This window comes from Micromonospora salmantinae (genome assembly GCF_022230905.1).
In the GTDB taxonomy this organism is placed as follows: Bacteria; Actinomycetota; Actinomycetes; order Mycobacteriales; family Micromonosporaceae; genus Micromonospora; species Micromonospora salmantinae.
This window is the reverse complement of the sequence record NZ_JAKKFG010000009.1, coordinates 1-15099: the sequence shown is the minus strand read 5'-3', so window position 1 is coordinate 15099 and position 15099 is coordinate 1. Positions and strand designations below refer to the sequence as shown.

Sequence of the window (15099 nt, the reverse complement as noted above, 5' to 3'; positions counted from 1 at the left end):
GGCTGGGCGTCGGCCGGCCCTCGTCGGCACCGGCCGACGGTCGGGTCGCGGCGGTCACGCGGGCACCGGCGCGGTCCGCGCGGGCGTCGGCGACGACCCGGCCAACCGGGTCAGCCGTTCGCGTTCGGTCAGCGCCATCGCGAAGGCCACCGCGAAGAACGCGACCGCCAGGTTCTGGTTGGCCATGCCGTAGAACGGGACCTGCACGAGGCAGACCACCGGCACCACCGCCAGCCACTGCCCGGCCGCCGACGTCGCCCGCGCGCAGATCACCGCGGCGGCGACGAACCACGCCAGGAAACAGATGAGCGCGGGTACGCCGTGGCTGAACAGCACCATCCACAACTGCCCCTGGGTGCCGATCGGCGCGGCCGCCGACACGGTGTCGACGTTCACCGGAGCGCCGTAGCCCAACCAGGGCGACTCCTGCACCCGGCGGATCACCTCGGTGTAGAGCGAGAGCCGGTCGGTGTTGGTGTCGCTGGAGTCGACCCGTCTGCTGATCAGCTCGGTGATCGGGATGAACAGCGTGGCCAACCCGCCGATCACCACGACCCCGACGATGGACGCGGCCACCCGGATGTTGCCGCGCAGGCTGGCCCGCACCCCGAGCACCGCCAACCCGGCGCCGAGGCTGAGGAACATCGCCCGGTTGAGGGTGAGGAACGCCGGCGCCAGCGACAGCGGCAGCGACGCCAGCAGCGCCCAGCGCAGCAGCCCCTGCCGGCGCAGCATCGCGAAGGCCACCACGCAGGGCAGGGTCATCGCGTACGCGCTGCCGTAGTTGTTCGTGTACGCGAACGGCGCGGCCGGCCGATAGATCGGGTTGAGCGAACGGGCGCTGTACTCAGCGGTGGTGAGGTGCACCATGTCCTGAATGAACGGGGTGCCGGCCACCCCGCCGGGCAGCAGCACCTCCATCGGGGTCGTCATGGCCAGCCGGGGCACGAGCACCCCGAGCCAGCCCAGCGCCACCAGCCCGAACCAGAACGCGCAGAGCGGGGTGAGCACCGCCACCAGGCTGGCGCGTTCCCGGGCGGCCGCGTAGACGTAGACGCCGACCACCAGCGCGGTCAGGTAGAAGGCCAGCCGCAGGGCGAACGTGAGCAGCGAGGCCGGCGACGACAACTGGGTGGCGCTGACCACCACGATGGCGAGGAAGAGCAGCCAGATGCCGGCCGCCGGTGGCAGCGGCACGCGCCCCCGGGTGAGCAGCAACGCGAGCAGCAGCGCACCCAGCAGCGGCCAGCCGAGGTAGAACGCACCGAACAGCCACCACAGCGGCACCAGGCCGAACATCATCGACAGCGGCCAGAGCGGCAGTTGCGGCGGGGCGGACGGCGGCACCGGGGCGGCCTCCAGCGGAGCGCCTCCGGGTGGTGGTTCGGTCGCCGGGGCGCGGGTCACCGACACGCTCAGGCCCGACCGTTTCGGGTGAGCACGAAGCCCAACGGGGTGACCCCGGCGGCGCGCAGCCGCTCCACCAGGCGTCGCAGGTCACTCTGCCGGGTGCGGTCCCGCTCCACGACCACCACCGCGCTGCCCTGCCGGGCCACTGCCACGCCACGCTCGTCGGACTCGGCCGGCGGGGCGTTGAACAGGACCAGGCCGTGGTCGGCGCCCTGCCGCCAGGTGCCGAACCGGACACTGCCCACACCCACGACAACCTCGTCGGGGGTGACGACGCGACTGTTCTCCGGACGGGCGGACGACACCCTCGGCAGCGTCAGGGTGGCATCGGGGTCGGTGGACGGGCGGGCGCCGGGCGGGTGCGGGGAGGGCCGACGGGCGGGCGTGCTCTCCGTGGCGGCACCGGCGGCCGGTGTGCTGCCGGCCGGCCGGGGCTTGGGCACCAGCGGCCGCGACGGGTCGATGGGCAGCCGCCCCCGGTCGGCGAGAACGGTGGCCCGTAGCCGCTCGATCCGTCCGCTGTCGTCGGCGACGAAGACCTCCCGGCCGTCCACGGCGAGCGCCACGGCGAGCCCGGCGGTGAGCACTGTGGCGTCCTCCCGGGCGGTGACCAGCGCCACCCGGGCCGGCTGCCGGACCCGCTCGGCGACCGCCATCGCCACGTACCGGACGTCGGCGTCGACCGCCCGGGGGCTACCCCGGAACCCCGGCCGGCGTACGGTGCCGAGCAGTGGAAGCCCGGAGGCCTCCCGGCCGTCGGCGACCGAGCGGACCCGCCGGTCGGTCGACTCCCAGAGGTACGCCAGCACGATGCCGATCAGCGCGCCACCGAGCAGGCCGGCGACCAGGTAGAGCGGCCGGTGCCCGGCGGAGGTGACCAGCGCCTTCTCGGCGGTCTGGGTGACCCAGCCGGGGTTGACGTCGACAGCCGCGATCTCGGTACGGGCGGCGTTGAGCTGGGTGAGCTGGTTGTTGATTCCGGCCAGCTCGGCGACCAGCGCGTCACCGGCGGCGGTGTCCTTGGCGGTGTTCGCCCGCTTCTGCAAAGCGGTCTGCTGGGCGGCGACCTTGGTGATGCTGGCGTCGTAGGAGCGCAGCATCTCGGCGCGCTGCTGCTCGTACATGGCCCGGCGCACGCTCAGGTATGCCTCGGCGGCCATGTTGGCGCTCTGCACGGCCCGGTGCGCCTCGCCCGCCTGGTAGGTGAAGCGCAGGATCTGCCCCCCGGTGGGCACTTCGACCTCGAGCGCGTCACGGATGTCCCGCGGGTCGCCGCCGGCCGAGTCGGCGAGCCGCTGCACCACCTCGGTGCCGGTGGCGATGCCGCTCTCCACGTTCATGTTGACCGCGCGGTCGGCGCCCGCGCCGCTGGGGGTGAAGGCGTCGGTCACCACCGGCCGGACCGCGACCACGGCGCTCGCGGACAACGCTGCCGGCACCAGTAGCACATAGCCGAGCGCGGCGAGCAGACCGACCATCGCGACCGCCGCCACCAACCGCATCCGGTGCATCGGCACCCGCAGCAGGTCGGTCAGTGTCACGGCACGCGAGGTGCCGGAGGACGGGCCGTCCGTCGGCCAGGGGGCGGGCGCTGCATCAGTCATGGAACTTCTTCACCGTCTGTTGAGGATTACCGACGACCACGACGCCGGGTGGTACGTCCGTGCGGACCACCGTCGCCGCGCCGACGACGCTGTCCCGACCGACCCGCACGCCCTTCAGGACCAGGGCGTGCGCACCGACCCAGACGTTGTCCTCGAGAACGATCGGGGCACGGGTGAGCGGGCCGGGCGGTGCGTGGCGCTGCTCGGGGGGCAGGTTGTGGAAGTCGTTGTCGAGCAACTCGCAGTCCGAAAGGAGGCACCGGTCCCCCACTGTGACCGACGTCCAGGTGCCGATCCAGGTGGCGTTGAGCAGACAGTCCGCGCCGACGCGCACCTCGCCGGGGCCGGCGAAGCGGACGAGTTTGTTCAAGCGGGTGCGGTCACCGATGGTCACCCGCACACCGCGCCGTAACCGGATCCGGCCACGGATCTCCACGTCCCGACCGAGTGTCAACCGTCGGTAACGGAGCTGATACCAGCCGCGTTTGACCGCGAAGACCAGACGCACCACGCGTCTCGTTCGGATGCCAGCGGCGCCGAGCAACGACCCTCCCCCACCGTCGCGGGCCGGCGGCGGTGGGTACCGCCACCGGCCCAACGTGAACAATCTACCGATGCTCCGTTACGAACGGTTGACCCTTACTGTACGGAGAAGAATGTCGATGGGGTAGACCAGGACAACTCGGGCGTTGCGCTGCTGATGACTGTCGCAGTGGTGCCGTCGACCGCGGCGCTCGGCGCGGCCGTCGGGTCGAACGGCACGCTCCGCAGCGCGCCGTCGGTGGAGCCGTAGACGATCCGGCCGCCCACCCAGGCCATGCCCCGCACCGTGGACCAGGTCACGCCGGTCGTCGGCAGGGCGAACTCGGTGGCGCCCAGGTAGTTGCCGTCGATCTCGAAGTAGCGGTAGTAGAGGTTGTTCGCCCCGGTACGGGTGTAGTAGAGCCGGCCGTCGAGGAAGAAGGCGCCGGTCAGCAACGCCGGGTTGTACCAGTCGTTGTAGCCGGACGCCTCCCACGGCGAGCCGATCGCGCCTCCGTTGAAGAGCGAGATGTCGATCCGACTGCCGGTGGGCGTGCCGGCCACCGTGTGCGACCAGTAGATCCGGTCGTCCACCCGCCAGGTCGCGCCGGCCGCCGTGTACGCGGGCTGACTGACGCTGGTCGCGGTGCCCAGCGTGGTGCCGTCGAACGGCACCTTCGCCACGGTGCCCGAGGCGGTGCCCACGTAGAGGTTGCCGGTGGTGGCCGACGGCGGGTTCTTCGGGGTGAAGGTGCGTCCACCGGCGAGCGGGAACATGCCGAGCCGGCCGTGGTACTCCTCGCCCATGCCGTCGGAGTTGTGCCCGAAGTAGAGGCCGTCCGAGCCGCGCCAGAGCACCGGCACCGACGAACCCCAGTTGCTGGTGCCCGACGGCATCGAGGCGCTGCCGCTCCGACGCGGGTTCCAGTTCACCGGCATACCGGTCGCCGGGGTGACGGCGGCGATGCCGAGCCGGTCGACAGCGCCCGTGCCGGCCCTGTCGCTGGCGTTCGGGTTGTTGACCCAGCGGAAGTGCCCGCCCAGGTAGATGACGTTGTCCGCCACCTCGACCGAGGTGATGGTGTCGTTGCCGGTGTAGTCGACCCAGGTGGCGAGCAGGCCAGAGCCCCGCGCGGCGGTCTCGAAGCGCACCAGGGCGTCGCAGTACGCGGCCGGCCAGCCGCCGCCACCGTTGGTGCCGACCACGAACCAGGTGCCGTCGGCACCGAACTTCACGTCCTGCACGTAGTGCACGAAGGTCGTCGGCGAGGCGCACGGCGGAACGAACTTGTCGGTGCTCCAGTCGAGCACGGTGGGAGTCCCGGAGACGTCCACCAACGCCATCTGGTTACGCGGCAGGTCGTTGACGAGCGTGAAGTTGCCGCCGACGACCAGGGTGTCGCCGTCCGGCGTGACGTCGATGGTCCAGACGTACGACGTGGTGCTGTGCCGTCCCACCGTGGCGTCGATGCTGAAGCTCGGGTCGATCGCGCCGGTGGTCGCGTTGAGCCGGCCGAGACCGGCGTGCGCGGTGCCGTTGAGCCAGTTGAACGCGCCGGCCACGTACAGCCAGTTGCCGTGCAGCGCCAGGTCACGGACCGTGCCACCGTCGGAACGCCCGACCCAGCTGTCGATGATCGCGCCGGTCGACGGGTTGAGCGCCACCAGGTTCTTCCGGGAGACGCCGTTGACGTTCTTGAAGGTGCCGCCGACGATCAGCGTGCCGCCGGGGCCGGCGAGGAGCGTGTTGACCGCGCCGTCGAGCACCGGCAGGAAGGTGGTCGACATGGTGCCGGTGGTCCGGTCGTACGCGAAGAGGTAGCGCTGCGTGATCCACGCGGAGCTGGCGGTCTGGCGGAGCTGGGTGAAGCTGCCGCCGACGAAGACCGTGTCGCCCACCTGCGCGAAGGCACGGGTCTCACCGTCTCGGGCGTGCGGGGTCGCGTCGGCGGGGTTCGCCGACACCAGGGTCGCCGTGGCCGGGACCGGCACCACAGCGGCCGACGCGGTAGTGGGCACGCCCAGAGCTGCGGCGACGATCGCCAACGCGACCATCCCCGCCGGAGTACGACGTCGTCCTGCAAAACGCCACAAGTGCGAGAGTTTGGGCACGCTGCGCCTCCAGATTGGATGAGAACCCGAGGTAGCGTGCCTCGTCCAGCCTGGTTAACAAAATCCGCCGATTGGGCGGTGCATGAATCCGCAAGCCGACAGAACGCCGGAGGATCGGATGTCCGACCCCCCGGCGAACGCCGTCCGGTCAGCCCGTTTCGAACGTCAGCGGTTACCTCCGGTGGGTTGCCGCAGGTAGGGGTCCTGTCCGGCCTGCTTGAAGCCGGCCACCGCCGACGCGTCGTGATTCATCGTCATGTCGCAGGTCGACGTGCGGCTGGTCATACCGGCCGAGTTGAAGTAGATCGCCGCCTTGATCTTCGGGTGCGCCTTCAGCGCCGCCGGGAACTCCTGGAACCAGCGCTGCTTGGCGCCCGGGTCGGCGGAGTTGAAGTTGGTGCCGAACTCGGCGAGCATCCGGGGCTTGCCCGCGCCGATGCCGTTGTCGTCCAGCCACCGGTAGAAGCCACCGACCGTCGTGCTCGGGCTCTTCCACACGGTGCTGCCGTTGCAGACGTGGAAGTTGTACGGGTCGTAGGCCACCCAGTCGACGTACTGGTCACCGGGGTACAGGCCGGCGTACCGGGAGTAGTGCCCGGACCAACCCATCATCGTCCAGACCCAGACCGCGTTTGTCGCACCGGCGTTGGCGAACCGCTCGTGCACGTAGCGCCAGGCCCGGACGAAGTCCGCGTCGCTGCCCTTGTTCGGCTCGTCCTCCGGCTCGTGGTCGAAGCCGATGAAGACCGGCACGCCGGCGGCGCGGATCCGGCCCGCTACCGCGTCGATGGTGTCGTCCTGCTTACCCCCGTAGACGTCCGACCACTTGAGGGTGGTGCCGGCGGAGAAGTCACGCGACTCCCAGGCGAAGAACATCAACCGGCCTTCGCGCATCTGCTGCGACTCGTACACGTCCGGGAACGCGCCGTTGCTGCCGGCGTTGGAGAAGTCGTGGTAGCGGTGCACGATGTCGAACTTGCGCCCGACCTGCGTCTCCACGTCGGTGACGGCCTTGCCGTGGTCCCAGCCGCCGGCCGCCCCGGCGGGCGAGTACATGCCCCACCACGCGCCACAGGACGGGACGAGCTTGTCCGAGACGGACCCACACTTGCCGGACGGGAGGGTGCCGCTGGCGCTCGGCGTCGCCGTCCGGGTCGGAGCGATGGTCGGCGACGGCTTCGGCGCGGCGGTGGTCGGCGACGCGCTCGGCGACGGCGGCGGTGCCGGCCGGGTGGGCGTCACCGGCGAAGGCCGGGCCCCGAGGTCGTAGCTGATCAGCAGGCTGGGTCGCAGGTCCGGGTTGCGGTTCTCGACCGACGCCCAGTAGACCCGGCTCTCCAGGCCGCTCTGCGCCAACGAGACCGTCCAGGTGCCGTTGCCGGTGACCAGCTTGGAGACGTCCCACTCGTTGAAGCCCTTGGACACGCTGGTCACGCTGTCCAGTGCGGCACCGGCCGACGTCAGCGGCGGCCGCGACTCGCGGGCGCTCAGCGGCGAGGCGTGCGCCGTCACCGTGGCGGCGAACTGCTGCCAGGCGTGCACCCGCAGCGTCGCCCGGATGTTGACCGCGGTGGCCGGCACCGTGGTCACCGCGAACTCGATGACCGCCTGGCGGCCACCGCGCGGGTTGCCGTCGCAGCGCGTCGCGCAGGTGGCCAGCGTCGACTTGGCCGCGTTGTCACCGTCCTGCGACACCGCGGTGGCGGTGGTGTCGGCCGCCGCCCGGATCGACAGGTCGTCGCTGGCCAGCAGCGGCATCATGGTCGCCACGATGCCGGCCACCACCGAACCGCCGACCACGCCGATGGCAATCGCCTTACGCCGGGGTCCAGAACGGAACCGGGTGATGCGGTGCAGTCCGTGCCTGGTCAAGGAAACTCCCTGTGTCTGCGTCCGTAACGGTGAGCAGCGTATCGATGACCAGGACATGTGGCAGGTAGGACAGTTTTCCGTAAGCGCGTCTTAACCGTCAGCTAAGAAACCGCCTCGGGGAGATCGGGGCCTCTGGCCGCAGGCGCTACCGAAGCCCGCCACACACCTTGCCCGGGGAGCACGCGCGGAGTCAACGGGAGGCGTTGGAAGCGCTTCCGGAACGTGTGGCGACTATCGGCGACCGCGGCCGGACCGTCTGACCGGTCCGTCAGCCGGCGCGAGCGGCAGTCAGCGCGGCAGCCATCGCCGCCCTCGGCGCAGTGACGCCGGTGAACTGCTCGAACTGCCCGACGGCCTGGGCCAGCAGCAGGTCCAGGCCGGAGACGATCCGGCAACCGGCGGCGTCGGCGGCGGTCGCCAACGGTGTCGGCCACGGGTCGTAGAGCGCGTCGAAGAACACCGCGCCCGGCCGCCAGGCCACCGCGCCGGCCAGCGGGTCGGCGACCCCCTTCGGCACCGTGGAGACGACCACGTCGGCGGCGGCGAGTTGCCGGGGAGCATCGGCCCATCGGGCGGGCGTCAGCGCGACGCCCACCGCGCCGGCCACCGGGCGCAGCTCGTCGACCGCCTCGGGTCGGCGGGCCACCACAGTCACCGACGAGCAGGCGAGCTGCGCGGCGGCGGCGAGCGCGGCGCGGGCCGTCCCGCCGGCGCCGAGCACCGTCACGGCGGCACCGGCGCTCACGCCAGCGTCGGTGAGCACCCGCACCATGCCGGCGACGTCGGTGTTGTCCGCGTACCAGGAGCCGTCCGGACGGCGTACCAACGTGTTGGCCGCGCCGACGGCGGCGGCGACCGGCGACGCGGCGTCGGCCACGGCGAGCGCCGCCTCCTTGCCCGGCATGGTCACCGACAACCCGGCCCACTCCGGGCCCAGGCCGGCGACCAGATCCGGCAGCTCCGCCGCCGCGCACTCGATCCGGGTGTACGACCACCCGGTCAGCCCGGCGGCGACGTAACCGGCGGTGTGGATCACCGGAGAGAGGGAGTGCGCGATCGGCTTGCCCAGCACCGCGGCCCTACGGGTCGACACGATCACCGCCGGTCGCGGCCGGTGGCCCGATCACTGTCGACATCGCTTCCCCGCTCTCCCGCGCACGTCGGGATCGACAGTACCCAGCGCCCCGGCCCGGGCACCAGGGAACCGGCTCCGCGGCCACCCCGGGCGACCGGGTTATCGCTCGACCCCATCGACGTTGGCGAAAGCATTCCCGGGACGGAAGTGCCGATCGAAAAAGTCAAACCTTGAACAAGGGAGCCTTTACGGCGTGACTCGGCCGGTCAGATGATGCCGGCCTCCCGAGCCTTGTTCTCGTTGCGTTGGTGCTGCTCATACGTCTCGGCGAACGCGGAGTGGCCCTTGTCGTCGATCGCCACGAAGTAGAGCCACTTGCCCGGCGGCGTGTCCATCGCCCCTTCCAGGGCCTGCTTGCCGGGGTTGTTGATCGGGGTGGGGATCATGCCCCGCAGCTTGCGGTTGTACGGGTTCTTCTGGTCGTCGAGCTCGGCCACCGTCATCTGCTTGGACGACTTGGTCGGCTTACCGATCGACTCCAGGTAGTAGTTGACAGTGACGTCCATCTCCAGGCAGTTGCAGTCGAACTCGCCGTACGCGCGGTTGTAGGCGACCCTGGCGACCTTGCCGAGGTCGTCCTTGTTACCCGCCTCGGCCTGGGCCAGCGACGCCACGATCAGCGCCTCGTACGGGCTGACCTTGCGTTCCTCCTGCACTCGGTCGGCGAACTTCATCTCCCCGGTCACCGACAGGAAGCGGTTCACCATCAGCTTGAGGATGCTCTCGGCCGTGGACTTCGGCGGGATCTCGTACGTGTCCGGGAAGAGGAAGCCCTCGATGGACTTGACGCTCTTCTTGCCGTCGCCGCGCGTGAACCACCAATCCGGGACACCGAGCGCCTCCGGGTCCTTGGCGGCGGCCTGGAAGTCCTTGGCCGGGATCTTGGTCTTCTCGGAGAGCAGCTTGTAGATGTTGAAGCTCGTGCGGCCCTCGGGGATGGTCAGCCCGTTGACGATCTTGTTCTTCAGGTCGAGCATCGCGGTCACGGCGTTCGCGCCGCTCATCTGCTTGCGCAGCTTGTACGTGCCCGGCTGGATGTTCTTGCTGCGCGAGTTGGCCTCGGCCGCCTCGATGAAGGCCTTCTGGCTCTTCACCACGTCGGCCGCCACCAGGGCGTCGGCCATGTCGGCGAGCAGCGCGCCGTTCTTGATCTCGACGGTGATCTCACCGGCCCCGCTGCCGTCGTAGTCGGGGGTGACGAAGTAGTTCTGGATACGGTCGAAGCCGTAGAACGCGCCGCCGCCGATGCCGCCCAACAGGAGCAGGGCCATCAACAGAGCCAGGAATGTCTTGCCCCGGCCGCCACCGGACCCGCCCTTGCCCTTGCCCTTGCGGAAGCCGCGCCGGTGCCGACCCTTCTCCCCCCGTTCCGGCTCGTCGAACCCAAGATCCAGATCGTCGATCATTACGTCCGCCTCCGCTGCGCGTCCAGCCAGCTCTGCAGGATCTCCACCGCGGCCGCCTGATCGACAACCGCACGTTGACGTTTACCTCTGACGCCACGCTCGGCAAGCCTACGAGAAGCGACCACGGTCGACATCCTCTCGTCAGTGAGCGTTACCGGGACCGGCGCTATCACATCGACCAGTCGGTCAGCGTACGCCTTCACATGGACGGCCGCAGGACCGTGCTTGCCGGCGAGATTGACCGGAAGGCCGACGACAACCCCGACGGCCTCGTGCTCGACCACCAACGCGGCCAGCTCGGCCAGGTCGCTCGGCACCGCGTCCGGCGCCGCCGTGAGATCGCGGGCCAGGGTGACCAGCGGCGTTGCCAAGATCCCGTCCGGATCCGAGCGAGAGAGGCCCACCCGCACCTGACCGACGTCCACGCCGATCCGCACACCGCGCTTCAGCTCAGCCACCGACGGTCACCGCCAGCCGGGTACGAACCAGGGCGGACCAATCGGCCCGCCCTGACTCACAGTGATGACCTGTCACGCCTCAGTGATCGCCTTCTCGACGGTGAGCAGCAGGTTCGGCGCCTCGGCCGCGGGCAGACCGCCGCCCTGGGCCAGGTCGGGGCTGCCACCGCCGCGCCCGGAGAACGCCGCCTTCACCAGATCCGACGCGGCCAGGCCCCGGCTGCGCGCCGCCGCGTTGACCGCCACCACCAGGGACGCCTTGCCGTTCGACCGCGCCGCCACCGCCACGACCGCCGGCCGCGCCGGGTCGATCTTGCCGCGGATCTCCTGGGCCAGGGTGCGCACATCGTTGCCGGCCGCGCCCTCCGGCGCCTCGGTGCCCACGTACGCGACCCCGCGCACGTCCTTGGCCTGCGCCGCGAGCGCCGCCGCGCCACCCAGCACCAGCTGGGCGCGCAGCTTCTCCAGCTCCTTCTCGGCGTCCCGAAGCTGGGTGACGGTCTGCTCCACCCGGTCGGCGACCTGGTCGTTCGGCACCCGGTACAGCTCGGCCAGCCGGGAGACCAGCAGGTGCTCCTTGGCCAGGAAGCCGAAGGCGTCCATGCCGACCAGCGCCTCGACCCGGCGGACACCGGAGCCGATCGACGACTCGGAGAGGATCTTCACGAGGCCGAGCTGGGCCGAGCGGGCCACGTGCGTGCCGCCGCACAGCTCCCGGGCGTAGTCACCCACCTCGACGACCCGCACCTCCTCGCCGTACTTCTCGCCGAAGAGCGCCATCGCGCCGATGCGCCGCGCCTCCTCCAACGAGGTGATGAAGGCGTGCACCTCCAGGTCGGCCAGGAGCACCTCGTTGACCTGCTGCTCCACGTCGCGCAGGACGCTCGGCGACACCCCGGTCGGGGTGTTGAAGTCGAACCGGAGCCGACCGGGGGCGTTCAGTGACCCGGCCTGCGTGGCCGACTCCCCCAGGAAGTTGCGCATGGTCTGGTGCACCAGGTGCGTGGCGGTGTGCGACCGGGAGATCGCCCGACGCCGCGTCGTGTCGATCTCGGCGAAGCCGGCCTCACCGGCGCGTACCTCGCCCCGGATCACCCGGGCGCGGTGCACGATCAGACCGGGCACCGGCTGCTGCACGTCGAGCACCTCGACCTGCCCGCCACCAACCGTGATCATGCCCTGGTCGGGCTGCTGCCCACCGCCCTCGGCGTAGAACGGGGTGGTGTCCAGCACCAGCTCGATGGTGTCGCCCTCGGTCGCCGCCTGACGCGGGCCGTCGGCGCCGAGCAGCGCCCGCACCGTCGACTCGCGGGACACCTCGCTGTACCCGGTGAACGTCACCGGACCACCCGCGTCGAGCACCGACCGGTACGCCGACAGGTCGACGTGCCCCGTCTTACGGGCCTGCGCGTCCGCCTTCGCCCGGGTCCGCTGGTCGGCCATCAGCCGCCGGAACCCCTCGTCGTCGACAGCGAGGCCCTGCTCCGCGGCGATCTCCAGGGTCAGATCGATCGGGAAGCCGTAGGTGTCGTGCAGCTGGAACGCCTTCGCCCCGGACAGCGCCGAGCCGCCCGCCGTACGGGTCTCGGCGATCGCGGTGTCCAGGATCGTGGTGCCGGCCCGCAGGGTGGACAGGAACGCCTCCTCCTCCGCGTACGCGTAATCCGCGATCCGGTCGAAGTCGGTCGCCAGCTCCGGGTACGACGGCGCCATGCAGTCCCGCGCCACCGGCAGCAGTTCGGGCAGCGCCCGGTCCTGCCAACCCAGCAGCCGGATCGACCGGATCGCCCGGCGCATGATCCGGCGCAGCACGTACCCGCGACCCTCGTTGCTCGGGGTCACGCCGTCGCCGATCAGCATCAGCGCCGTACGCACGTGATCCGCGATCACCCGCAGCCGGACGTCGTCCGGGTGCGACTCGCTGGCCACATGCCCGGAGTGCGCGCCGTAGCGCTTACCGGTCAGCTCGGCCGCCCGCGCCAGGATCGGCCGAACCTCGTCGATCTCGTACAGGTTGTCGACACCCTGCAGGATCGAGGCCATCCGCTCCAGGCCCATGCCGGTGTCGATGTTCTTCGCCGGCAGGTCACCCAGGATCGGGTAGTCGTCCTTGGTGGTGCCCGGACCCCGCTCGAACTGCATGAAGACGAGGTTCCAGAACTCCATGTAGCGGTCCTCGTCGACCGCCGGGCCGCCCTCGCGGCCGTACTCCGGGCCCCGGTCGTAGAACAGCTCGGAGCACGGACCGCACGGCCCGGGAATGCCCATCGACCAGAAGTTGTCCGCCTTGCCCCGGCGCACGATCCGCTCGGCGGGCACCCCCACCGACCGCCAGATCTCGTACGCCTCGTCGTCGTCGAGGTACACCGTCGGCCAGACGCGCTCCGGGTCCAACCCGAACCCGCCGTCGGCCTGCGACTTGGTGACCAGGTCCCAGGCGAGCGGGATCGCGCCGGCCTTGAAGTAGTCGCCGAAGGAGAAGTTGCCGTTCATCTGGAAGAACGTGCCGTGCCGGCTGGTCTTACCGACCTCGTCGATGTCCGGGGTGCGGAGGCACTTCTGCACGCTGACCGCCCGCTGGTACGCGGGCGTCTGCTGACCCAGGAAGTACGGGACGAACTGCACCATGCCGGCGTTGACGAACAGCAGGTTCGGGTCGCTGATGGCGGGCAGCGGAGCGGACGGCACCACGGTGTGGCCATTCGCCTCGAAGTGCGCGAGGTACCGCCGCTTGATCTCCGCCGTCTTCATCGCTGGTGTTCCTCCGGAAAGATTTCTCGATCGCCGATCCGCGGGTCTTCCCGCAGGTCGGCGAACTTGTCGTCGAACGCCTCGCCCTGGGCGAACGCGTGGTGGATCTCCTGCTCGCGTTCGGCCATCCCGACCCGGACGTCCTCCACGAAACTACGCAGCGACTCGACGAGCCCGCCAGCGGATTCCGTCAGCGAGCTGGCGATGCCCGCCGGCGTGTACGCCTGCGCGGTCCGGGTCGCCTTGCGGACCACGATCACCCCGACGGCAACCCCGATGCCGAGCCAGAACAAGCGCCTCATGTCCCGCTACCTCCTGGTGCGCCGGGCCGGTCAGCTGTTGCCGCGTCGCGCGGCCCGTCGCTGCTGCTTGATGGTGTCGCGTACCTCGCGCTCGGTCTCGGCGTGCCGGCGGCCGGCGGCGGCCTTACGCACGCCGTAGCCGAACGCGGCCACCTTGACCAGGGGGTTGGCTGCCGCGGCGGAGACGACGGTGGCCAGGTTGGCCACGTTGGCGGTGACGTTCTGCGCGTGGCTGGTCATGGTGTCGACCTTCGCCAGCTGGAGGTTCACACCGTCGAGCGAGGTCTGCACCTGCTCCAGCGCGGTGTTGACGTTCCTCACAGTGGTGTTCACGTCACCGAGCAGCGGTGCGGTCCGGTCGTTCAGGTCGTTGATCATGCGGGTGGTGGCGTCAACCGTGTGCCGCAGCCGCAGGATGGGCAGCGTCAGGATGAGCACCAGCACCGCGAACGCGGATGCCGCGATCAGCGCCGCGATCGCTCCAATGTCGCCCACGCCTGTCCTCCTCAAGCAGAGTTCCGCAGGACCCGACGTCCCCGGAACGCACAACCATGCCACCCGTACCGGCCGCCGAGCCGCCGGCGGTCACCGGTAGCGGGCGTGCCCGCCAGCCCCAGACCCTACCGTCCGTGATGGAGACCGGCTCAGGACGGTGAGGGTGTCTGCTCACCCAGCGGATCCGCACTGACCGTCGGGAACGGATCCTCACCGGTCAGTGACGGGTCGGTGGTCGGCTGCGGTCTGGTCCGCTCGTCGTCGATCGCGTTGCGCACCTTCACCGACACCAACGAGCCGGTGCAGTCGGTCGCAGCGGCCGACGGGTCGTCGGACGGCACGACCGCCGGCTCGCCGTCCACCGGCGGCGGCACACAGGTCGGCTCGCGTACCCACAGGTCGAGGGTCAACTCGTCGCGACGCCAGCAGGTGTAGCTGCCCTTCGTCTGCTGTTCCGGGCAGCGGCTCACCTTCCACGGCTGCCACCCGTCGCGGCGCAGCGCGTCCTCGTAGACCTGCGCCGTCTCCTTGGGTGCCTTCTCCGAGGTCACTGTGCGCTCACGCAGCCGGCAGTCGAGCAGGCACCAGCGGCTGCCGCTGACGTCGTCGACCGTCTTCGCGGCCGCCCAGGCGGGCACACCGAGCTGGTCCAGGTTGTCGAAGACCGGGTCACGGCTCAGCGTGCGGACGCCGAAGAAGAGCGGAACCGCGCCGAGCAGCACGACGCTGACCAGCACCAACACCGCCGCGCGCAGACGGCGTCGCTCACGGGTCTGCCGGCGCTCCTCGGAACGGGCACCCGGTGCGGCGTCGTCGTCCGGCGCGTCCTGACCGGCCGAGCGCAGCGCCGGCCCGTCGGAGGGGTCCGGTTCCGGCCGGTCCACCGGGCCGGACACGGCGGGCACCGCGGCGGCGGCCCGGGCCACGCCGACGGGCTCGCCGCCGCGTCCGGGCGGAGGCACGGGCGCGACACCGCTCGGCTCGGCACGGCCGGGCTCCCGATTCGGAGGCAGGGCACGTCCGGCGGCACGG

General features: G+C 70.8%; 12 protein-coding genes. All 12 read right to left on the bottom strand.

Annotation, left to right across the window (positions count from 1 at the left end; translation table 11 throughout):
- Nucleotides 1-54 precede the first annotated feature (54 nt).
- Nucleotides 55-1362 carry an O-antigen ligase family protein gene (locus PSH03_RS07825; protein WP_238688696.1) on the bottom strand — a complete coding sequence of 436 codons (1308 nt, stop codon included), beginning with the start codon at nucleotides 1360-1362 and terminating at the stop codon, nucleotides 55-57.
- Between the two features lie 53 nt (nucleotides 1363-1415).
- The gene (locus PSH03_RS07820; protein ID WP_210786818.1) at nucleotides 1416-3014 is read right to left on the bottom strand and encodes a GumC domain-containing protein; all 1599 of its coding nucleotides are present in this window, start codon (nucleotides 3012-3014) and stop codon (nucleotides 1416-1418) included.
- Nucleotides 3007-3525: an acyltransferase gene (locus PSH03_RS07815; protein WP_181518689.1), complete on the bottom strand. Its 519-nt coding sequence runs from the start codon at nucleotides 3523-3525 to the stop codon at nucleotides 3007-3009. Before PSH03_RS07815 ends, PSH03_RS07820 begins: the two co-directional genes overlap by 8 nt.
- A 128-nt stretch (nucleotides 3526-3653) precedes the next feature.
- Complete coding sequence (locus tag PSH03_RS07810) at nucleotides 3654-5591, bottom strand: hypothetical protein (protein WP_238688684.1); 1938 nt, start codon at nucleotides 5589-5591, stop codon at nucleotides 3654-3656.
- A gap of 222 nt (nucleotides 5592-5813) precedes the next feature.
- Nucleotides 5814-7520, bottom strand: coding sequence for a glycosyl hydrolase (locus PSH03_RS07805; protein WP_210786815.1), 1707 nt, complete (start codon nucleotides 7518-7520; stop codon nucleotides 5814-5816).
- Nucleotides 7521-7788: 268 nt separating this feature from the next.
- Nucleotides 7789-8616 carry a shikimate dehydrogenase gene (locus PSH03_RS07800; RefSeq protein ID WP_210786822.1) on the bottom strand — a complete coding sequence of 276 codons (828 nt, stop codon included), beginning with the start codon at nucleotides 8614-8616 and terminating at the stop codon, nucleotides 7789-7791.
- A gap of 245 nt (nucleotides 8617-8861) precedes the next feature.
- Complete coding sequence (gene mltG / locus PSH03_RS07795) at nucleotides 8862-10061, bottom strand: endolytic transglycosylase MltG (protein ID WP_238688683.1); 1200 nt, start codon at nucleotides 10059-10061, stop codon at nucleotides 8862-8864.
- A complete protein-coding gene (ruvX, locus tag PSH03_RS07790; protein ID WP_238688682.1) occupies nucleotides 10061-10519 on the bottom strand; it encodes a Holliday junction resolvase RuvX in 459 nt (152 codons plus the stop codon). Before ruvX ends, mltG begins: the two co-directional genes overlap by 1 nt.
- 72 nt (nucleotides 10520-10591) lie before the next feature.
- Nucleotides 10592-13270 carry an alanine--tRNA ligase gene (alaS, locus tag PSH03_RS07785; RefSeq protein ID WP_238688681.1) on the bottom strand — a complete coding sequence of 893 codons (2679 nt, stop codon included), beginning with the start codon at nucleotides 13268-13270 and terminating at the stop codon, nucleotides 10592-10594.
- Nucleotides 13267-13572 carry a hypothetical protein gene (locus tag PSH03_RS07780; protein WP_091401860.1) on the bottom strand — a complete coding sequence of 102 codons (306 nt, stop codon included), beginning with the start codon at nucleotides 13570-13572 and terminating at the stop codon, nucleotides 13267-13269. Before PSH03_RS07780 ends, alaS begins: the two co-directional genes overlap by 4 nt.
- Nucleotides 13573-13602: 30 nt before the next feature.
- The gene (locus PSH03_RS07775; protein WP_210786807.1) at nucleotides 13603-14067 is read right to left on the bottom strand and encodes a DUF948 domain-containing protein; all 465 of its coding nucleotides are present in this window, start codon (nucleotides 14065-14067) and stop codon (nucleotides 13603-13605) included.
- A 149-nt stretch (nucleotides 14068-14216) separates the two neighbouring features.
- Entirely contained in the window at nucleotides 14217-14912 is a 696-nt protein-coding gene (locus PSH03_RS07770; RefSeq protein WP_210786820.1) for a hypothetical protein, read from the bottom strand.
- Nucleotides 14913-15099 lie beyond the last annotated feature (187 nt).

What these genes read in the sequence shown, in the direction of transcription:
- mltG (WP_238688683.1), bottom strand. Translation starts at nt 10,061, where the DNA reads ATGATCGACGATCTGGATCTTGGGTTCGACGAGCCGGAACGGGGGGAG.
- alaS (WP_238688681.1), bottom strand. Translation starts at nt 13,270, where the DNA reads ATGAAGACGGCGGAGATCAAGCGGCGGTACCTCGCGCACTTCGAGGCG.
- PSH03_RS07780 (WP_091401860.1), bottom strand. Translation starts at nt 13,572, where the DNA reads ATGAGGCGCTTGTTCTGGCTCGGCATCGGGGTTGCCGTCGGGGTGATC.
- PSH03_RS07820 (WP_210786818.1), bottom strand. Translation starts at nt 3,014, where the DNA reads ATGACTGATGCAGCGCCCGCCCCCTGGCCGACGGACGGCCCGTCCTCC.
- PSH03_RS07810 (WP_238688684.1), bottom strand. Translation starts at nt 5,591, where the DNA reads ATGGTCGCGTTGGCGATCGTCGCCGCAGCTCTGGGCGTGCCCACTACC.